The organism is Micromonospora chaiyaphumensis (genome assembly GCF_900091435.1).
Taxonomy (GTDB): Bacteria; Actinomycetota; Actinomycetes; order Mycobacteriales; family Micromonosporaceae; genus Micromonospora; species Micromonospora chaiyaphumensis.
Genome location: NZ_FMCS01000002.1, coordinates 13,378 through 32,292 on the forward strand (window position 1 = coordinate 13,378; position 18,915 = coordinate 32,292).

Consider the following 18,915-nt stretch of genomic DNA (forward strand, 5'->3'; position numbering starts at 1 on the left):
CCGCGAACGTTCACCGCCTCCTCACGTCAGGGCCACGGCGGGCACCGACCCCGCACCTAGCTTCGGCTGCGCGAACGTCAACCGAAGGTAGCGGAGGTTTTCCATGTCCGTCCGTCAGCTTCTGACGGTGCTGGCCGCCGGGGCGGTGCTGGCCGTGCCCACGGCCGCCCACGCGGCCCCCGCCGCCGGTCCCGGCGTGCTGCCGCAGAAGACCCACTTCGACCTGCAGGCGCACCGGGGCGGGATCGGGCTGACCACCGAGGAGACCCTGGCCGGCTTCGCCAAGGCCATGCGCCTCGGCGTCACCACGCTGGAACTGGACACCCAGGTCACCCGGGACGAGAAGGTGGTCGTCACGCACGACCGGCAGGTCAGCGCGCAGAAGTGCCGCGACACCGGCCCGGTGACCCCGGGCGACCCGATGTACCCGTACGTCGGCAAGTACATCAAGGACCTGACCCTGGCCCAGATCAAGACCATGGACTGCGGCTACCAGCAGCTGCCCGGCTTCCCGGAGCAGGAGCAGATCGCCGGCGTCCGGATGGCCGAGCTGCGGGACGTGCTGGGCCTCGTGAAGAGCTGGCGCGCCCACCAGCTCACGCTGAACATCGAGACGAAGGTGGAGGCCGGCGCTCCCGAGCAGACCGCGCCGCGCGAGCTGTTCGTCCGCCGGGTCTTCGAGGAGATCCGCGCCTCGGGCATCGAGGAGCAGGTCACCATCCAGTCGTTCGACTGGGGAGCGCTGCGGGTGATGCACCGGCTCGCGCCGCGGTGGCCGCTGGTGGCGCTCACCAACTACGACTTCCTCCAGGTCGGCAAGCCCGGCGCCTCGCCCTGGCTGGGCGGCCTGGACGCGGACGACTTCGGCGGCGACTTCGTCCGCGCGGCGGCCGCCATCCCCGGCGTGACCGCGCTCTCCCCCAACTACGGGTTCCCGCAGAACGGCACAATTGCCGACCCGGCGTTCCGCTTCTACCCGGACGCCAGGATGATCGCCGACGCGCACGCCCGCGGCCTGAAGGTCGTGCCGTGGACGTGCGACGACCCGGCGACCGTGGCGGCACTGATGGACCTGGGCGTCGACGGGATCATCACGAACTACCCGAACCGGGTCCGGCAGCTCATGGCCGAACGGGGCATGCGCCTGCCGAAGGCGTACCAGCCGCGCTGAGACCGCCGGCGGCGTCCGTCCGGCGGGGCGGACGCCGCCACCTGCTGTGCCCCGGTCAGGCCGGGCCGCCGCCGAAGCCGATCTCGTTGCCGTCCGGGTCGCGGAAGATCGCCTTGCGGACCCCGTTGTCGTAGGTCTCGCGCTCGGCCGGCGTCAGGCCCCGGTCGGCGATCTGCGCGAGCCGGGCGTCGAGGTCGTCGACGAAGACGGTGTGCATGTCGTGCCCGGCGTGCTCCGGTCGCAGCTCGATGTAGACGTACCGGTGCTCCGCGAGCTCCCACACCGCCTCGGTGTCGTTCGGCAGGAACGCGGGCGGGGCGCCGAGGAGTCGCTCGTACCAGGCCGCCGCCGCGCGGTAGTCGCGGACGGGAAGACCCGCGAACAGATCTACGGTCATGAGGCCATGTTAGGGATCAGCCGCGCTTCTCCTCCGGGCCTCCGTCGTGCCAGCGGGCGCGCCACCCGGCCTCGTGCTTCTCGTAGGTGGTCCGTTCCTCGAACACGACATCGAGCAGGGCCCGGCGGGCGCCGGCCATGACGACCAGCTCGACGGCGACCAATCCCGTGCAGATGACGGTCAGCAGGGTGAGCGCCGCGAGCCCCGGAAGGTGCTGGGCGACGGGGATGGCCGCCGCGAGCACGAGCACCGTCCCGACCCGGGTCCAGGTGATCGTGCCGAGGGTCCGCAGCTGGAAGAGCATGTCGCCGCAGAGGTAGCAGATCACCCCACCGAACAGCATCGACACGCCCGGGCCGTGCGTCGGCGCGGCGAGGCTGATCGCGGGATCCGCCACCTGTCGCACGATCTCCTCCGCCCCCAGGGCGAACAGGATGATCCCCGCGATCATGATCAGTTGGCAGTAGGCGTAGGCGTCCCGGGCCATGGCCACCCGGGCGCGACCCTGTGCGGCGTGCTGGGCGATCCGGGCGGCGGGCGCGATCACGTCGAAGTGCGCCCACCACAGGGCGGCGGTGAAGAAGATGCCGAGGACCGCGGCGGCGACCGCCGGCCAGGTCACCGGCTGGCCGAGGAGGTTGCCGCCGACACCGACGGAGATGATCGACTCGCCCAAGGCGATGATCAGGATGAAGTCGTACCGTTCGGTCCAGTGCTCGGCGGACGTCACGGCCCAGCCCCACGCGCCGGCGACCAGGCCGCTGCTGTACTGGAGCAGGACGACGCCGAGCCAGAGCCCGTCGCGGATCATCAAGGCGTGCCCCGCCTCCTCGATCATCGGCGGGACCAGCGCGGCGGCCAGCAGCAGGAGGGTGCTCAACACCAGTTCGGGGGAGAACCTCACCAACAGCCGGCGCTCTTCGGGTTGGTCCTGGGCGACGTGCCAGTACAGCAGCAGGTGGATCGCGCGGATCACAAGGTAGCTGACCGCGACGACCACGGGCCCGGCGGCCGTCTGCCTCGGGTCACCGAACGCCTGCGGCAGGGACAGCGAGAAGCAGAAGAGCGCGGCCATCGCGACGACCATCAGTACGGGGACGAAGCCCACACCGAGCCGGACGCGGGTCGCGACCACCGTGTGCACCACCCAGACCCACCACAGCACGGCGAGCACCAGCAGCCCGTGCAGCAGGTTGGCGCCGGTGATGCTCACGGCGGTGGCCCGGGTGATGATGAAGAACGAGAAGACGAACACCAGGTCGAAGAAGAACTCGAACCGCCCCACGCGGGCCCCGGGGGCGACCGGTGCGGCGGGTCCCAGCCGCTCGTGCCACCACCTGCCCACCGACCGAGTCTCGCAGCGCCCCCGCCCCTCCGGGCACGATTCGTCGAGGCGGTGGGCCCCGCCGCTCGGGGACCTGCCAGCGGCGGCCGGGGCTGGTGGTCAGCGCCTCCAGAACAGCAGGTGGGTGACCCCGCTCGGGCTGGGCACCGACTCGAGGTGGAAGCGGTCGAGCAGCTCGGTGTGGCTCTCCCACAGCCGCTCGCCCCGACCGAGGTCGACGGGCGCGACGGCGATGTGCATCTCGTCGACCAGGTCGGCCTCGAGGAATTCGCGGATGGTGGCGACCCCACCGCCGAGGCGTACGTCCCGGCCGGCGGCGGCCTGCTTGGCCTGTGCCAGCGCCTCGGCCGGGCTCGCGTCGAGGAAGTGGAACGTGGTGTCCGCCAGGGTGAACGACGGGCGCTCGTGGTGGGTGAGCACGAAGACCGGCAGGTGGAACGGCGGGTTGTCGCCCCACCAGCCCTGCCACTCGTGGTTCTCCCAGGGGCCGCGCTGGGGGCCGAACTTGTTGCGGCCCATGATCTCCGCGCCGATGTTGCGGTCGTAGTCGCGGACGATGTAGTCGTCCAGGCCACGGCTGCCGCCGGGCTCGGTGCGGTAGATGAAGCTGGCGGTGGCGGCGCGCCAGGAGAACAGGGCGGTGGGGTCCGCGTGGCCGAAGGGCCGCTCCAGGCTCTGCCCCTCGCCCGTGCCGAACCCGTCACGCGACACGTTGAAGCACTGCACCCTCAAGAGCTGTGGCACGGGATCCCCCTCGGAGCCGACGATCTCTGGTTGCAACTTACAACCGGTAGCACCGTACTACGCTGGTGGCATGACGCAACCAGTCGGGGCCGGCCGGCTGCCCGTGCCGGCCGGGAAATCGGGGTGCCCGATCAACCTGACCGTCGAGCTTCTGGGCGACCGGTGGAGCCTGGTGGTGTTGCGAGACGTCATGTTCAGCGGCCACCGGCACTTCCGTGAACTGCTCACGAACTCGGTCGAGAGCATCGCGTCGAACATCCTCGCCAGCCGGCTGTCGAAACTCGTGGACGCGGGCCTGCTCAGCCGGCACGAGGAACCGAGCCACCGGCAGAAGATCGACTATCGCCTCACCGAGGCGGCCATCGAACTCGTGCCCCTCATGGCGCACCTCGGCGCCTGGGGCTCCCGGTGGCTCCCGGCCTCACCGGCGCTGTCGATCCGCGCCGAGCTGCTCGCCGAGGGTGGCCCTGAGATGTGGGAGAGGTTCATGGCCGAGCTCCGGGCCACGCACCTCGACGGCCGGCCGCAGCCCACCAACGGCGTCCTGGCCGAACTGACCCAGGCCTACGAGCGGGTGGCCTCCGGAGGCTAGCGGAGGCCGGGACGTGGCTAGACGTTCGCCGCCGGCCTCGGCTCGTGCACGTGCGGGTGCCCGTCGTGTCGGTCCGGGTTGTCGGCGTGGTCGGCGTGGAACAGGGCTTCGGCCAGCAGCGCCCGCACGTGGCTGTCAGCGGCCGAGTAGTGCACGAAGGTGCCCTCGCGACGTCCCTTCACGAGACCTGCGAGGCGCAGCTTGGCGAGGTGCTGACTCACTGCGGTGGGACTTGCGCCGACCAGTTCCGCGAGGCAGGCGACCGACGACTCGCCCTGGAGCAGCGCCCAGAGGATCTTGATCCTGGTCGGGTCGGCGAGCAGCCGGAAGCCCTCGGCGGCCAGATGGACCTGCTCCTCGTTGGGCATCTGGAAGTTCATCGTCGTCCTGGTCACCTGGGACCTCGTCGGTAACCTGCCCCTGCCCCTCGGCGTCGCCGGCCACGAGGGCTCCACCGTCATCGTCGGCCTCAACGGCCTCCGGCTCCTGCGCCGGACCGCCTGGCGTCGAGCGGCGTGAGAGCGCTGAGCACCAGCTCGTCAGGGCAGGCGCCGGCGCCGGAAATGACGAAGGGCGTCCGTCATGTCCGACGAACGCCCTGATCGCGAAGGTGGAGCCGAGGGGACTCGAACCCCTGACCCCCACACTGCCAGTGTGGTGCGCTACCAGCTGCGCCACGGCCCCTTGCGGTCGGCCCGGTCGCCCGGGCACGGAGAGAACTATACACACGCCGGTCGGCATGGTCATCTCGCGGGGGTGCCCCGGCCGGCCACTCAGTTCAGGGCCACATCCGGGGGGAAGTGGGCGACCGCCGCCATCATGCCGCCCTGCCGGCGCAGCACCATGGGCCAGAGGTCGTCCGGGCGGTCGACGAAGGCGTCGCCGGGGAGGGCGTCGAGCACGAACCAGGACCCGTCCTCGATCTCCCGCTCCAGCTGACCCGCGCCCCAGCCGGAGTACCCGGCGAAGACCCGGATCCCGCCGACGGCGTCGCGCAGCTTCTCCGGGTCGACCGAGAGGTCGATGGTGCCCACCGCGCCGGAGACCCGGTGGAAGCCCTTCACCGGCTTGATCGGGTGGCGCATCCGCGCCAGGCAGATGGCCGAGTCGGGCTGCACGGGGCCGCCCTCGAAGAGCACGGCGGGGTGGCGGGCCAGGTCGCTCCAGTCGCCGAGGACGTCGGCGACGGGAACCTCGGTGGCCCGGTTCAGCACCACGCCGAGGGCGCCGCCGGGCTCGTGGGCGACGAGCAGCACGACCGTACGGTCGAAGTTCGGATCTTTCAGCGCAGGCGTCGCGACCAGCAGCCGCCCGGTCATGGAATCCATGGCTCGGCCACCGATCGCCTGTCCCTCACCCTGCATGTCCGACACCCGTCAGCCGTACGCGGCGACCAACCGCGCTGTCAACGCCATGCAAGGCACCATAGCCTGCGGTCCGCCCGCTGGCTAAGGTCTGACCGGCGGGTGATCGCGACGGGATCGAGGGAGGGCCGGATGGCGGCTACGGCCGAACTGGCGGTGATCGGCGGGTCGGGCCTGTACGCCCTCCTCGACGGCGCCACCGAGCACGTGCTGGAGACGCCCTACGGCGCGCCGTCGGATCCGGTCACGATCGCCGAGGTGGCCGGTCGGCGGGTGGCCTTCCTGCCCCGGCACGGCCGGGATCACCGCTACCCGCCGCACCTGATCCCCTACCGAGCCAACCTCTGGGCGCTGCGGTCCCTGGGCGTACGCCAGGTGCTGGCGCCCTGCGCCGTCGGCGGGCTGCGGCCGGAGCTGGGCCCGGGCACGTTCGTGGTGCCGGACCAGCTCGTCGACCGCACCAGCGGGCGCGCGCAGACCTACTACGACCAGGGCGCGGTGCACGTCTCCTTCGCCGACCCGTACTGCCCGGCCGGGCGGCGCACGCTGCTCGACGCGGCGGCCGGGCGTGGCGTGCCCGCGGTGGACGGCGGCACGGTGGTGGTGGTCGAGGGGCCACGCTTCTCGACCCGGGCGGAGTCGCGCTGGTACGCCTCGATCGGCGGCACGGTGGTCAACATGACCGGGCACCCGGAGGCGGTGCTCGCCCGCGAGCTGGCCCTCTGCTACACCTCGATCGCCCTGGTCACCGACCTGGACGCGGGCGTCGAGGCGGGCGAGTCGGTCACCCAGGAGGAGGTCTTCCGGGTCTTCGCGGAGAACACCGACCGGCTGCGTGGCGTGCTGCTGGACGCGGTCGCCGCGCTGCCCGCCGAACGGGACTGCCCCTGCGGGCGGGCGCTGGACGGGATCAAGCTCCCGTTCCCGCTGCCCTGAGCGCCGGGAAGCGCCCGAAAAGTCACCCTCGGCCCGATAGATTCGGCTGGTCGGGGAGCTGATCACCGGGCCGTCCCCGGCACGCGCGGGGGGACGGGAGGCAGCCGGCGATGGCAACGGTCCGCGAGACGACCTACGACCTGCTCCGTGCGCTGGGCCTGACCACCGTGTTCGGCAACCCCGGCTCCACCGAGGAACCGTTCCTGACGGACTTCCCGGCCGACTTCCGCTACGTGCACGCGCTCCAGGAGGCGTCGGCCGTGGCCATGGCGGACGGCTACGCGCAGGCCACCGGCCGCCCCGCGCACGTCAACCTGCACACCGCCCCGGGCACCGGCAACGGCATGGGCAACCTGGTCACCGCCTGGCACAACCGGACGCCGCTGATCGTCAGCGCCGGCCAGCAGACCCGGGAGATGCTGCTGATCGAGCCCCGCCTGGCCAGCCCGCGGGCGGTCGAGCTGGTCCACCCGTACGTGAAGTGGGCCCACGAGCCGGCCCGCGCCCAGGACATCCCGGCGGCCTTCATGCGGGCGTACGCCTCGGCGGTGCAGCCACCGACCGGGCCGGTCTTCCTCTCCCTGCCCATGGACGACTGGGACCGGCCCGCCGACCCGCCGCCGCAGGTGCGCACGGTGGCCACCCGGATCGCGCCGGACCCGGACCGGCTGCGCGGCTTCGCCGCCACGCTGGCCGCGTCCCGCGCTCCGGTGCTGGTGCTCGGCGCGGCGGTGGACCGGTCCGACGCCTGGCCGGCCGCCGTGGCGCTGGCCGAGCGGCTGGCCGCGCCGGTCTGGGCCGCCCCGGCGCCGGAGCGGGCGGTCTTCCCCGAGGACCATCCGCAGTTCCGGGGCGTCCTGCCGTACGCGATCGGGCCGCTGGCCGAGGCGTTGCGCGGCCACGACACGGTGCTGGTGGTCGGCGCGCCGGTGTTCCGCTACTACCCGCACGTGCCGGGCGACTACCTGCCCGGCGAAGCCCGGCTGCTGCACGTCACCGACGACCCGGACGAGGCGGCCCGGGCCCCGGTCGGGGAGAGCCTGCTCGGCGAGGCCGGGCTGACCATGGCGGAGCTCGTGGAGCTGCTGCCCCCGACGGATCGTTCCACGCCGCCGGCCCGGGAGGCCCCGGCGCCACCCGAGGCGGCCGATCCGCCGAGCGCCGACGCCCTCTTCGACGCGCTGGCCCGGCAGTGGCCGGCCGACGGGGTGCTCGTTCAGGAGTCTCCGTCCAACCTGGCCGCGCTGCGCCGCCGGTTGCGGATCGGCCGGCCCCGGTCGTACTTCACCATGGCCAGCGGCGGCCTCGGGTTCGGCCTGCCGGCGGCCGTGGGCATCGCGCTGGCCGAGCGGGACACCGGGCGCGGCCGGCCGGTGGTCGCGGTGGTCGGCGACGGCTCGTTCCACTACTCGGTGCAGGCGTTGTGGACCGCCGCGCAGCTCGGCCTGCCGCTCGCCGTCGTGGTCCCGGTGAACCGGCAGTACGCGATCCTCAAGGCGTTCGCCGAGCTGAAGCACACGCCCGGGGTGCCGGCGCTGGACCTGCCGGGGCTGGATGTCACCGCGGTGGCGCGCGGCTACGGTTGCGCCGCCGAGGTGGTGGAGTCGCCGGAGCGGATCGGCCCGGCGCTGGCCGCCGCGCTGGCCGCCGACCGGCCGACCGTGCTGCCGGTGCCGATCAGCACCGACGTGCCGCGGCTCCTGTAACCGGTCAGCGGCGCACGACGAGCGGGGTGCCGCCGGCCACGTCGAGCACCGCCCGGCCGCCGAGGGGCGCCTTCAGCGTCACGGCCAGCGGCTTCAGCACGAGCTGCATGGTGCAGGGCCCGGTGGAGCGGACCACCCCGGCGCCCAGCACCACCACGTCGTCCCGCTCCAGCACCAGCGGCGTGGGCTGGCCGTCGCAGGCGCCCGTGCCGACCCGGTACTCGACCCGGTTCCCGTTCACCGCCTGCAGGTCCATCGCCCCGACGACACCGTCGTCCGCCGGGCGGCTCGGCGCCACCCCGTCCGGCGCGGTCCCGACCGCGCTGGGCGCCACGGCGAGCCGGGCCACCGGCGCCCGGAGACCCTCCACGGTGAACAGCCAGGCCGGCACGCTGGCCTCGCCCCGGCTGGTACGCACCGTCGCGCTGCCCAGCGTCACCCCGGTGACCGTGAGCGGGATGCACGGGCTGGGCGCCTGGGTGGCGACCCAGCCGTCCGGGCCGGGCTCGATGGTCGGGCCGCCCTTCGGCCGCCCCGGCCCGGGTGTGCTGGGCCGGCCCTCGCACGGGGGCGGGTCGCCCTGGTCCAGTTGGGCGTACGCGTCCGCGGCGCTGACCAGCGGGACGCGCAGGACGCCGTCCGGGAAGCGGATCGTCCCGTCGGCGGGCCGGGCGGTCGGCAGGGCGACCTGGTCCCGGTACCAGCCGTTGAGGAAGGCCTGCTTCGTCTCGTCGGTGAAGCCGGGGTCACCGGCCAGCACGGTGGCCTCGTCGAGCGGGACGTACCCGCTGCGCCACGCCGGGCCGGGGCGCCACGCGTCGGCCACCTCGGCGGCCCGCCGGCCGAACGCCTCCCAGCGGTGGTCCGGACCGGAGACCGACGCACCGCCCGAGCCGGCGGCCGGTGGGGCGGCCGGGTCGGCGCCGGGCGCGGCGCAGCCGGCCAGGACCAGGAGTGGCAGCCCGAGCAGGGCGAGAGAGCGACGCATGCCGGTTGGACGCGGCACTCCGCCGGCCGGTTCCCGCCGGTCAGTCCTCCCCGCCCAGGTCGGCCTGGTACGCCTCCCAGAGCAGGTCCGCGCCGCGCTGCCGGTGCCGGTCCAGCGCCCGCAGCAGGGTCCGGACCAGCTCCCGCAGCTCCTCGGCGGGCATCGCGGGGAGCCGCACCGCGTGCTGGAGCGCGACGATCGCCGCCGCGATGGCGACGTGCTCGTCGGCCAGGAGCCGTACGCCCCGGTCCAGCCGGGGTGCCTGGTGGAGCAGTTCGGCGTAGAGGCCGGCCGGGCCCTCGGTGAGCCGAACGTGCTCGGCGAAGCCCCGCCGGACCGGGCCGAGCCGGCCCACCAGGTGCTCCCGCCAGCCCGGTTCCGCCGGCGGCGCGGCGAGCGCCCGGACGAGAGCACACAGGTCGCCGGCGAGGGCGGGCCGGGGATGGGGCACGGCGGTGACGGTCGCCGGCTGCTGGATCGGACTGGTGACCATGGGCACCTCCCGCGCTGCTGTGCTACCGCGTACAGCGATGGTGAACCCGGCTCCCCGACCTGTCCAGCGGGTGCGGCCGGCTCATCTGCCCCGTGCGCCCCACCGGTCACACCAGCCCCTACAGCCCCAGCGGATTCCCCGCCATGGCGCGCAGGCGGCCGGCGAGGACGTGCGCGTCGGCGTCCCGCCCCTGGTCCGGCCGGCCGGCGGTGATCGCCTCGGCGAGCGCCCGCAGCTCGTACGGGGGCAGGGCGCCCAGCCCCGGGCCCTGCAACGGGATGGTGACCCGCCGGCCGGTCTCCCGGTCGCGGGCGATCAGGGTGGGCACCCGCACCACGCCGTCGTCGCCGACCCGGTGGGCGACCGCGCCGCCGCGCACCTCGGCGGTGGCCAGGTCGACGGTACGGGTGCCGAGCGCACCGCGGACCGAGGCCCGGGTGCCGTCCAGCCAGGCGGCCGTGCGCAGCACCCGCAGGACCAGGTAGAGCCCGAGCAGCACGAACGGGATCCCGCAGAGTCCGGCGTAGCGCAGCGGTGTGGGCGCGGCGGCGGGGGTCCCGCCGTGCAGGTCGGGCGGGAGCAGTTCGGGCGGCAGGTCGCGCACGTCGTCGTACGAGGGGACCGGGTCGCCGAAGCCGGTGACCCGGCGCAGCAACCCCTCGGCGACCAGTGGCAGCAGCACGAAGGCCGCACCGAGGGCGGTGAACAGGACACCCACCACGGCGGCCCCGGCGCGCTGGCCGGACGCCGCGCCGACGGAGAGTCGGATCCGCTCGTTCGTCACAGGCGGAGCCTAGAACGCCGGCGCCACGGGCCTGGAGACGACTGTGCGCCCCGGTCCGGGTGGACCGGGGCGCACAGGTCAGGTGGTGGAGGTGCCGGGAATCGAACCCGGGTCCTTCGCCGCCTTGTCAGGGCTTCTCCGAGCGCAGCTCGCTGTGCCTCTACTCGGCCCCTCCGATCACGCGAGCGAGTCGGTGTGACGGGCCCAGTCGCTGATTGATCTCGCCGCACGGACCCCGCGACCGGGTCCGGTTGGCCAGCCTTCTAGCTGATGCCGGCTAACTGGGTCGAAGGCGCTCCCAGGCCGACAGACTTGCTACTCGCCTCAGGCGGCGAGAGCGAAGTCAGCGCGATTGTTCTTGGCGCTTATTGGTTTCCGACGAACGATTCTCGAGACGACGTCGGCTTCCTCGGCTCGCTTCCCCTGCCGCAACGTACGAAGTCGAAACCAGTCACCCCCTCGACGGGCTGCCCCTGTCGGCAGCATCACCAAGCCTAACGCCTGGCGCAACCGGATTCATTCCGAGGCCCGCCGCAGGCCGGCTCCCGGACAAACCGGATGTTTCACTCACTCATGCCCTTGCCGCGCCGGCCCACCGCCCGGGCGATCTCCCGGTCGGCGTCCCGCTTGGCGAGGTCCTGGCGCTTGTCATACGACTTCTTACCCCGGGCCAGGCCGATCTCCACCTTCGCCCAGCCGTCGGAGAAGTAGACCTGCAGCGGGACCATGGTGAGCCCGCTCTCCTTGGTCTTGCCGATCAGCCGGTCGATCTCCAGCCGCTTGAGCAGCAGCTTCCGGGTCCGCCGGGGCTCGTGGTTGGTCCAGGTGCCCTGGGTGTACTCCGGGATGTGCATGCCGTGCAGGTAGAGCTCGCCGTCGCGTTCCTGGGCGAATGCGTCGACCAGCGACGCCCGCCCGGCCCGCAGCGACTTGACCTCGGTGCCGGTCAGCGACATGCCCGCCTCGTAGGTGTCGAGGATGGCGTAGTCGTGCCGCGCCTTCTTGTTGGAGGCGACCACCTTGCGACCCTTTTCCCGTGGCATCGGCGCCACCCCCTTCCCGGTCCGTCCCGCGACCACCGGCCGCGGAGCGAGATCATGCTACCCGAATGACAAGGACCCTCCCGCGCCGTTTATTCCGGCGCGGGAGGGCCCTCGGAGAGCCGTACCGGTAACTAGACCCGCAGGTAGAAGCGGAGCGTGACCCAGGCGGTGACCGCGCTGACCAGGCCACCGACGGCCGCCATGAGCGGGAACGTCAGGAAGATCTCGGACCAGGAGATCGGGGTGATCAGGCCCTCCAGGGCCGCCATCGAGCTCCCCGCCGCGACCGTCTTCAACGTGATCAACGCGATGAGGCCGAGGATCGAGCCGATCAGACCGGCGACCACCGCCTCCAGCACGAACGGCGCCTGGATGAACCAGTTCGAGGCGCCGACCAGCTTCATGACGGCGACCTCGCGCCGCTTGCTGTACGCGGCCACCTGGATCGTGTTGGCGACCAGCAGCAGGGCGGCGATCGCCATCACGATCGCGATCGCGAGGGCACCGTTCTGGAAGCCCGTGAGCACGCCGAAGACCTTGTCGAGCAGCTTGCTCTGGTCGACGATCGTGTCGATGCCCTCGGAGGCCTTGTACTCGTCGTAGATGTTCTTGTACTGCTCCGGGTTGTTCAGCGTGAGCCGGAACGACTCGGGCAGCTGGTCCGGCTTGACCGCGTTGACCAGATCCGGCGCGTCCGCGTACATCTGCTGGAAGCGCTTGTACGCCTCCGTCTTGTCGACGTACGTGACCTCCTTGATCAGCGGGTCGGCCTCGAGCTTGGTCTGCAGGTCGGTCCGCTGCTGGTCGTTGACGTCGGTCTTCAGGAAGATCGAGACCTCGACGTTCTCGTAGTAGAGGTCCTTCATGTCACCGACCTTCTGGTACAGAAGGCCGCTGCCGCCCAGCATGAACAGCGACACCGCCATGGTGATGATCATGGCGATGGTCATGGTGACGTTTCGCCACAGTCCGACCAGTACCTCGGACAGGACGTACTTCATCCGCATCGGGATATTCCTCCGGCTCTCCGGCGTGAGGTGTTCGTCGTCAGGGGCTGCGGGTCAGCGGCTCAGCCGTAGACGCCGCGGGCCTGGTCGCGCACGATGCGGCCGCTCTCGATCTCGATGACGCGGCGGCGCATCTGGTTCACGATGTTGGAGTCGTGCGTGACCATCACGACGGTCGTGCCGGTGCGGTTGATCCGGTCCAGCAGGCGCATGATCTCGATCGAGGTGTCCGGGTCGAGGTTTCCGGTGGGCTCGTCCGCCAGCAGGATCAACGGCCGGTTCACGAACGCCCGGGCCACCGCCACACGCTGCTGCTCACCACCGGAGAGCTCGTGGGGGTAGCGGTGCTCCTTCCCACCGAGCCCGACCAGCTCCAGCACCTCCGGCACGACCCGGCGGGCAACCGCCTTGGTCTTGCCGATCACCTCCAGCGCGAACGCCACGTTCTCGTAGGCGGTGCGGTTCGGCAGGAGGCGGAAGTCCTGGAAGACGCAGCCGATGGAACGCCGGAAGTGGGGTCGCTTCCAGGAGCGCATCGACGTGACGTCCTTGCCGTTGACGATGACCCGCCCCTTGTTGGGGGTGACCTCGTGCAGCAGCATCTTGATGATCGTGGACTTGCCGGAGCCGGATGGACCGATGAAGAAGACGAACTCGCCCTTCTCGATCGAGACGGACACGTTGTCGAGCGAAGGCCGGGACGCCTTCGGGTACGTCTTCGTCACTTGCTCAAGCTGAATCACGGGTCGAGAGTCTACGCGGTGTAACCGGAGAGCCAAGCCCCCAGCCCCTCAGAAGCGGGTCGCGTCGTCGATTCAGCCGGTCAGGCAGAGATCGATGACGCGCTGCGTCCGAGATCGATCACGCACCGTCAGCGGTGAGCTGCTGCTGCTTCCGCCAGCGGATACCCGCCTCGATGAAGCTGTCCAGCTCGCCGTCGAAGACCGCGGACGGATTGCCCGTCTCCTGCTCGGTCCGCAGATCCTTCACCATCTGATAAGGGTGCAGAACGTACGAGCGCATCTGGTCGCCCCAGGAGCCGGCGGCGTCGGTCTTCAGACCCTGGAGCTTGGCCTGCTCCTCCTGCCGCTTACGCTCCAGCAGCCGGGCCTGGAGCACCCGCAGGGCCGAGGCCTTGTTCTGCAGCTGGGACTTCTCGTTCTGGCAGGTGACCACAATGCCGGTCGGGATGTGGGTGATCCGGACCGCCGAGTCGGTGGTGTTGACGCTCTGCCCGCCCGGGCCGGAGGACCGGTAGACGTCGATCCGCAACTCGTTCTCGGGGATCTCGATGTGGTCGGTCTGCTCCACCACCGGCAGCACCTCGACGCCCGCGAAGCTGGTCTGCCGGCGGCCCTGGTTGTCGAACGGGCTGATCCGGACCAGCCGGTGGGTGCCGGACTCGACGCTGAGCGTGCCGAAGGCGTAGGGCACCTTGACCGTGAAGGTGGCCGACTTGAGGCCCGCCTCCTCGGCGTACGAGGTCTCGTAGACCTCGGTCGGGTAGCCGTGCCGCTCGGCCCAGCGCAGGTACATCCGGAGCAGCATCTCGGCGAAGTCGGCCGCGTCCACGCCGCCGGCGCCGGCCCGGATGGCGACCAGCGCCTCCCGGGAGTCGTACTCGCCGGAGAGCAGGGTGCGGACCTCCATCTCCTGGATGGCCTTGGTCAGCCCGGTGATCTCCGACTCGACCTCGGCGAGGGTGCCGGGGTCGGACTCGGCCTGGGCCAGCTCCAGCAGCACCCCGGCGTCGTCGAGCCGGGAGCGGAGGGTGCCGAGCTTGGAGATCTCGCCGTTGACGTACGACAGCTGCGACGTCACCTGCTGCGCCTTGGCCTGGTCGTCCCACAGGTCCGGCGCGGAGGCCTCCTGCTCCAGGCGGGCCTTCTGCTCGCGCAGCTTGTCGAGGTCGAGCACGGCCTCGATGTTGCGCAGGGTGGCGTCGAGTTCCTTGAGCTGTTCGGCGTAATCGGCAGCGGTCACGACAGACAAGACTACTGCCTGGGTCGCCGTAGCTGCGGCAGGTGGTCAGCCGACCGGGGCGCTCTTCAGCCAGGACAGCGCGGCCCGGTGGTAGGCGACGGCGAACTCCAGCGCGCTGGCGTCGTAGTTGTCGCCCTCCTTCTTGGCGTTCTTGACCTGCTCACGCACCGCGGCCAGGGCCTCGGTGTGGTACTCGTTCGCCGAGGCGTACAGGTTCTTGAGCTGGCTCGCCGAGTGCAGGCCGCCGAAGGCGATCCGTAGCGCTATCGGGTTACGGATCGTGTCCCGGCCGGGGTTCTCCGCCAGCCAGCGGGAGAATGTCCGTTTTCCGGACGCGGTGATCGCATAGGGCTGACTCAACCGTGGCCCGGGCTTGCCGAGCCGCACCAGACCCTTCTCGGCCAGGACCGGAAGCTCGCGGTAGACCTGGCTGCGGGTCATCGACCAGTACGGCGCCAACCGGCGCTCGGCGGCGGCCATCAGTTGGCCGCCTGTCATCGGGCCGTCGTGCAGCAGGCCCAGCAGGGCCGCCGCCGTCGGGTTGACTCCGGAATCCGCCATGCCCTCTAAGCTGCCACTTTGTCGGACCTGGCGTCCAGGATTTGCCGTTTTAGCCACCCGTTGGCTGGTCCGATGTGCACTGTCGGCGGACGACAGTCCGCCGGGGACGTCGCGGCCCTCCCCCGGCCGGCCGGTCGCCGGTGACACTGGGTGCGTCACCGGCGACCCTGCGCAGGTCAGCCCATGTGCGGGTAGCCGTGCTCCGTCGGCGGGACGAAGGTCTCCTTGATCGTCCGCGGGGACATCCAGCGGACCAGGTTGTGCCAGGAGCCGGCCTTGTCGTTCGTGCCGCTGGCCCGGGCGCCGCCGAACGGCTGCTGCCCGACCACCGCGCCGGTCGGCTTGTCGTTGATGTAGAAGTTGCCGGCCGCGTACCGCATCTTCTCCGCCACCTGGTCGACCACCCGGCGGTCGGTCGCGAAGATCGACCCGGTCAGCGCGTACGGCGCGATCGACTCGGCCTGGTGGACCACGTCGTCGAAGCGGGCGTCGTCGAAGACGTGCACCCCGAGGATCGGGCCGAAGTATTCCGTGGTGAAGGTCTCGTGCGCGGCGTCCGAGCACTCGAAGAGAGTGGGCCGGACGAAGTAGCCGACCGAGTCGTCGGCGGTGCCGCCCGCCAGGACCGTGCAGCTGGCGTCGCCCTTGATCAGCTCCAGCGCGGCGGTGTGCCGCCCGAACGCCTTGTCGTCGATCACGGCCCCACCGAAGTTGCTGAAGTCGGTGACGTCGCCGTAGGTGAGCGAGTCGGCGGTGGCGGCCAGCCGGTCGCGCAGCCCGCCCTCCCAGATGGACCGGGGGATGTACGCCCGCGAGGCGGCCGAGCACTTCTGGCCCTGGTACTCGTAGGCGCCCCGGATCAGCGCGGTGTGCAGGGCGTCCACGTCGGCGCTGCTGTGCGCCACCACGAAGTCCTTGCCGCCGGTCTCGCCGACCAGGCGGGGGTAGCCCCGGTAGCGGGCGATGTTGTCGCCGACCGTCTTCCACAGGTGCTGGAAGACCTTGGTGGACCCGGTGAAGTGGATGCCGGCCAGGTCGGGGTCGGCCAGCACGACGTCGGAGACCTCCTCGCCGCGCCCCGTGACCATGTTGATCACGCCGGGCGGCAGGCCGGCCGCCTCGAACAGCCGCATGGTGAAGTGGGCGGCGAACTGCTGGGTCGGGCCCGGCTTCCAGACCACGGTGTTGCCGAGCAGCGCCGGGGCCGAGGGCAGGTTGCCGGCGATGGCGGTGAAGTTGAACGGGGTGACCGCGTAGACGAAGCCCTCCAGGGGCCGGTGGTCGAAGCGGTTCCACACGCCCGGGGAGGACATCGGCTGCTCGGCCAGCAGCTTGCGGGCGAAGTAGACGTTGAAGCGGAGGAAGTCGATCAGCTCGCAGGCCGAGTCGATCTCGGCCTGGACCACGGTCTTGGACTGGCCCAGCATGGTGGCCGCGTTGAGCGTGTCACGCCAGGGACCGGAGAGCAGGTCGGCGGCGCGGAGGAAGATCGCGGCGCGCTCCTCGAACGGCAGCGCCCGCCACATCGGCGCGGCGTCCTTGGCGGCCTTGACCGCGGCGCGCGCGTCGTCGTGGTTGGCGTGGCCGGTCACGCCGAGCACGTGGGCGTGCTTGTGCGGCTGGACCACGTCGATCGGGGCGCCGCCGGCCATCCGCTGCTCGCCGGCGATGGTCATCGGCAGGTCGATCCGCTCGGCGGCCAGGTCGGCCAGCCGCCGCTGGAGCCGCTCCCGCTCGGCGCTGCCGGGCTCGTAGGTGTGGACCGGCTCGTTGCGCGGCTCGGGTACGGAGAACACGGCGTCCATCACAGGCTCCTGTGCGATCTCGACGGCGGTGGCGAAATCGGCCCCGCGGGCCCCCGGCCGGGTGGCCGGGCTGCCGGGCGCCGCGCGGTGTACCGGTCGCGGCGGCGGGACCTCGGCCAATTCTTCCATGCGAGGGGGCCGGCCCCGCCTCCACCGCCCCGGTTCGGGCGGCCTCCACCGGCACACCCGGACGCACCGCCGCACACCGGACCGTAGGCGACAAGCCGCCCGCTCCGACGATTCTTCGACAGAAGGCCGCGCCAACCTGCGATCCGTGCCCGAGTGCCCAGCTCCGCGAGCCCCGCCAGCCGGGTCCGGAGGGGGCCCAGCAGGGCCGCGTACGCTGGATGGCCGGTGACCTGCCCGGCCGTTCGCGGCCGATCCGGCGTCCGTCGAGAGGGAGACGATGAGCAAGCAGCCCGGCAGCTCCACGGCCGCGGAGCCGGACCAGCCCGCCACCGAGCCGGCGGCCGGATCCCCCTCGGACGAGACCGTCGAGGCCACGCCCGCCGGCGGCCGCCCCGCCGCCGCGCCCGGCGCGCTCGTGTTGGCCGTGCTGTCGCTCGGCTGGCTGGCCGCCATGCTCTGGTCCACCCGGGAGGCGATCACCTCGGCCGCCGCCGGGGTCACCGCGCTCAGCCTCTCCGCGTACGCCCTGCCCGGCGTGATCACCGCCGCGCTGGTCGCCGGCGCCGCGGTCGCCCTGGCGGCGACCAACCGGCTGGACCGGGCCACCCTGCGCTTCCTCGTCGCCGTGGGCGCCGGCCTGCTGGTCGGGCTCGCCGCCGCCCTGGCGGTCAACCTGACCTACGCCGACAACGCGACCACCAACACCATCGCCGGCACCACGGCCGCCGCCGCGATCATCGGCGGGGCGGCTGCCGGTGGGCGCACCGGCCGGGTGGTCGGCGCGGTGGCCGCCGCCACGCTGGCCGCGCAGGTCTTCGTGGTGCTGTTCAGCCGCGCCCGGGACCCGCTCTCCGACCTGTTCGGGGCCGGCGACACCCAGCAGTCGATGCTCGACGCCGCGAAGTGGGTGTCCCGGACCGAGTCCCTGCTCGCCGGGCTGATCGCCGGCCTCGTGGCGTACCTCTACCTGGCCTGGGCCCGCCGCCGCGCCGAGCGGCGCGAGGGGGCCGCCGCCGAGCTGCGCTGGCCGGCCTACCTGGTGGCCGGGGCCGGTGCGGGCCTGCTCCTGCTGCTCACCGAGGTGGTCATCCGGATCGGCGGGCGCGGGCTGCTGGACCTGGCCGCCGCGCTCAGCGAGGCGGACGAGGTGGCACAGACGGCGCTCGGCACCTCACGGGTGGACAACGGCATCTGGGTGCTCTTCGTGGGGGCGCTCACCGCGCTCGTCCTGTTCGGCCGCACCCTCGGGCCGCGGGCCGTGGAGGACGAGGACGAGTCCGACTCCTGAGGCCATTCGGCGGTCAGGACACCTCGCGCAGCAGCAGGTCCAGCTCGGTCACGTCGTACCACTCCAGCTCGTGGTCCTCGGCCCCGTCGACGGTGAACTGGGCGTCCGGGTCACCGGCCTGCGCCTCGGCCACCACCTCGGCGGCCGCGGCCACGTCGTCGACCGCGTCCCCGCCGTCCACGTGGATGGCGGCCACGGACTTCACGGGCACCGGCCCGGCGAGCCGGACCACGCTCGACCCCAGCTCTCCGCCGACCCGGCCGACCGCACGGGCCGGCAGGTCCACCGAGACGACGACCCGCCGCCGGGGCGCACCCGGATCGGCCCGCAGCAGGAGCAGCGCCTCCTGGGCGGCCCGGGTGAAGGCGACGTACTCCAGCTCCTCCTCGTCGCCCTCGGCGTACCACTCCCGCAGCTCCGGGGTGACGGCGTGCGCCTCCTCGCCGGTCAGGCCCTCCTCGCGCAGCCGGGCCAGCATCGGGACGGTCGCCGGCACGTACACCCGGACCAGCTCGTCGGTCACCGCTCGCTCCCTGCCCTCAGGCCGCCGGCCGGCGGGCGCCGGCTCCGGGCGCCGAT

21 protein-coding genes, 1 tRNA gene and 1 other RNA gene are annotated in these 18,915 nt (G+C 72.2%); 6 read left to right on the forward strand and 17 right to left on the reverse strand.

Going from position 1 to position 18,915, the window contains the following annotated elements; all coding sequences use genetic code 11:
• Window positions 1-103: 103 nt before the first annotated feature.
• Complete coding sequence (locus GA0070214_RS05800; protein WP_091259962.1) at window positions 104-1,171, forward strand: glycerophosphodiester phosphodiesterase family protein; 1,068 nt, start codon at window positions 104-106, stop codon at window positions 1,169-1,171.
• A gap of 55 nt (window positions 1,172-1,226) precedes the next feature.
• Here the strand turns inward: GA0070214_RS05800 and GA0070214_RS05805 are convergent, their stop codons facing one another.
• The 3 genes from GA0070214_RS05805 to GA0070214_RS05815 form a co-directional block, all read right to left on the reverse strand.
• Complete coding sequence (locus GA0070214_RS05805; RefSeq protein WP_091259964.1) at window positions 1,227-1,568, reverse strand: VOC family protein; 342 nt, start codon at window positions 1,566-1,568, stop codon at window positions 1,227-1,229.
• Window positions 1,569-1,584: 16 nt separating this feature from the next.
• Complete coding sequence (locus tag GA0070214_RS05810; RefSeq protein WP_091259966.1) at window positions 1,585-2,913, reverse strand: low temperature requirement protein A; 1,329 nt, start codon at window positions 2,911-2,913, stop codon at window positions 1,585-1,587.
• 99 nt (window positions 2,914-3,012) lie between these two features.
• Window positions 3,013-3,657, reverse strand: a complete 645-nt coding sequence (locus tag GA0070214_RS05815; protein ID WP_091259968.1) for a dihydrofolate reductase family protein — start codon at window positions 3,655-3,657, stop codon at window positions 3,013-3,015.
• Window positions 3,658-3,727: 70 nt separating this feature from the next.
• Here GA0070214_RS05815 and GA0070214_RS05820 point away from each other — a divergent pair, with 70 nt between their 5' ends.
• Window positions 3,728-4,249 (forward strand): winged helix-turn-helix transcriptional regulator, encoded by a 522-nt coding sequence (locus GA0070214_RS05820; RefSeq protein WP_091259970.1) that lies wholly within the window; start codon window positions 3,728-3,730, stop codon window positions 4,247-4,249.
• 17 nt (window positions 4,250-4,266) lie between these two features.
• Here the strand turns inward: GA0070214_RS05820 and GA0070214_RS05825 are convergent, their stop codons facing one another.
• Window positions 4,267-4,617, reverse strand: coding sequence for an ArsR/SmtB family transcription factor (locus tag GA0070214_RS05825; RefSeq protein ID WP_244167573.1), 351 nt, complete (start codon window positions 4,615-4,617; stop codon window positions 4,267-4,269).
• Between GA0070214_RS05825 and GA0070214_RS31740 the strand changes: the two genes are divergently transcribed.
• The gene (locus tag GA0070214_RS31740; RefSeq protein WP_167364205.1) at window positions 4,610-4,768 is read left to right on the forward strand and encodes a hypothetical protein; all 159 of its coding nucleotides are present in this window, start codon (window positions 4,610-4,612) and stop codon (window positions 4,766-4,768) included. The genes GA0070214_RS05825 and GA0070214_RS31740 overlap by 8 nt on opposite strands.
• A gap of 92 nt (window positions 4,769-4,860) precedes the next feature.
• Here GA0070214_RS31740 and GA0070214_RS05830 read toward each other — a convergent pair.
• A tRNA-Ala gene (locus GA0070214_RS05830) sits at window positions 4,861-4,933 on the reverse strand.
• Window positions 4,934-5,022: 89 nt separating this feature from the next.
• Entirely contained in the window at window positions 5,023-5,613 is a 591-nt protein-coding gene (locus tag GA0070214_RS05835; protein ID WP_091259972.1) for a YqgE/AlgH family protein, read from the reverse strand.
• 132 nt (window positions 5,614-5,745) lie between these two features.
• On the opposite strand from GA0070214_RS05835, the gene GA0070214_RS05840 reads away from it, so the two are divergent.
• Window positions 5,746-6,549: an S-methyl-5'-thioadenosine phosphorylase gene (locus tag GA0070214_RS05840; RefSeq protein ID WP_091259975.1), complete on the forward strand. Its 804-nt coding sequence runs from the start codon at window positions 5,746-5,748 to the stop codon at window positions 6,547-6,549.
• Between the two features lie 110 nt (window positions 6,550-6,659).
• Window positions 6,660-8,255 carry a benzoylformate decarboxylase gene (mdlC, locus tag GA0070214_RS05845; protein ID WP_091259977.1) on the forward strand — a complete coding sequence of 532 codons (1,596 nt, stop codon included), beginning with the start codon at window positions 6,660-6,662 and terminating at the stop codon, window positions 8,253-8,255.
• 4 nt (window positions 8,256-8,259) lie between these two features.
• Here mdlC and GA0070214_RS05850 read toward each other — a convergent pair whose 3' ends face one another.
• From GA0070214_RS05850 to pruA, 10 genes are all read right to left on the reverse strand, one after another.
• The gene (locus tag GA0070214_RS05850; RefSeq protein ID WP_091259979.1) at window positions 8,260-9,243 is read right to left on the reverse strand and encodes a hypothetical protein; all 984 of its coding nucleotides are present in this window, start codon (window positions 9,241-9,243) and stop codon (window positions 8,260-8,262) included.
• 40 nt (window positions 9,244-9,283) lie between these two features.
• Window positions 9,284-9,736: a hypothetical protein gene (locus tag GA0070214_RS05855; protein WP_091259981.1), complete on the reverse strand. Its 453-nt coding sequence runs from the start codon at window positions 9,734-9,736 to the stop codon at window positions 9,284-9,286.
• A 118-nt stretch (window positions 9,737-9,854) separates the two neighbouring features.
• Window positions 9,855-10,520, reverse strand: coding sequence for a hypothetical protein (locus GA0070214_RS05860; protein WP_091259983.1), 666 nt, complete (start codon window positions 10,518-10,520; stop codon window positions 9,855-9,857).
• Window positions 10,521-10,603: 83 nt separating this feature from the next.
• Window positions 10,604-10,979, reverse strand: a transfer-messenger RNA (tmRNA) gene (gene ssrA, locus GA0070214_RS05865).
• A 104-nt stretch (window positions 10,980-11,083) separates the two neighbouring features.
• The gene (gene smpB / locus GA0070214_RS05870) at window positions 11,084-11,563 is read right to left on the reverse strand and encodes an SsrA-binding protein SmpB (protein WP_091261380.1); all 480 of its coding nucleotides are present in this window, start codon (window positions 11,561-11,563) and stop codon (window positions 11,084-11,086) included.
• A 131-nt stretch (window positions 11,564-11,694) separates the two neighbouring features.
• On the reverse strand, window positions 11,695-12,570 hold the full coding sequence (ftsX, locus tag GA0070214_RS05875; protein ID WP_091259985.1) for a permease-like cell division protein FtsX: 876 nt from the start codon (window positions 12,568-12,570) through the stop codon (window positions 11,695-11,697).
• 62 nt (window positions 12,571-12,632) lie between these two features.
• Window positions 12,633-13,313 carry a cell division ATP-binding protein FtsE gene (ftsE, locus tag GA0070214_RS05880; protein ID WP_091259988.1) on the reverse strand — a complete coding sequence of 227 codons (681 nt, stop codon included), beginning with the start codon at window positions 13,311-13,313 and terminating at the stop codon, window positions 12,633-12,635.
• Between the two features lie 118 nt (window positions 13,314-13,431).
• Window positions 13,432-14,553, reverse strand: a complete 1,122-nt coding sequence (prfB, locus tag GA0070214_RS05885) for a peptide chain release factor 2 (protein WP_091259991.1) — start codon at window positions 14,551-14,553, stop codon at window positions 13,432-13,434.
• A 45-nt stretch (window positions 14,554-14,598) separates the two neighbouring features.
• A complete protein-coding gene (locus GA0070214_RS05890) occupies window positions 14,599-15,114 on the reverse strand; it encodes a PadR family transcriptional regulator (RefSeq protein WP_091259995.1) in 516 nt (171 codons plus the stop codon).
• Window positions 15,115-15,290: 176 nt separating this feature from the next.
• Complete coding sequence (gene pruA / locus GA0070214_RS05895; protein ID WP_091261381.1) at window positions 15,291-16,919, reverse strand: L-glutamate gamma-semialdehyde dehydrogenase; 1,629 nt, start codon at window positions 16,917-16,919, stop codon at window positions 15,291-15,293.
• Between the two features lie 406 nt (window positions 16,920-17,325).
• Between pruA and GA0070214_RS05900 the strand changes: the two genes are divergently transcribed.
• Complete coding sequence (locus GA0070214_RS05900) at window positions 17,326-18,336, forward strand: hypothetical protein (RefSeq protein WP_091259997.1); 1,011 nt, start codon at window positions 17,326-17,328, stop codon at window positions 18,334-18,336.
• 13 nt (window positions 18,337-18,349) lie between these two features.
• On the opposite strand, the gene GA0070214_RS05905 is transcribed toward GA0070214_RS05900, so the two are convergent.
• Window positions 18,350-18,859, reverse strand: a complete 510-nt coding sequence (locus tag GA0070214_RS05905; RefSeq protein ID WP_091260000.1) for a DUF6912 family protein — start codon at window positions 18,857-18,859, stop codon at window positions 18,350-18,352.
• Window positions 18,860-18,915: the final 56 nt, after the last annotated feature.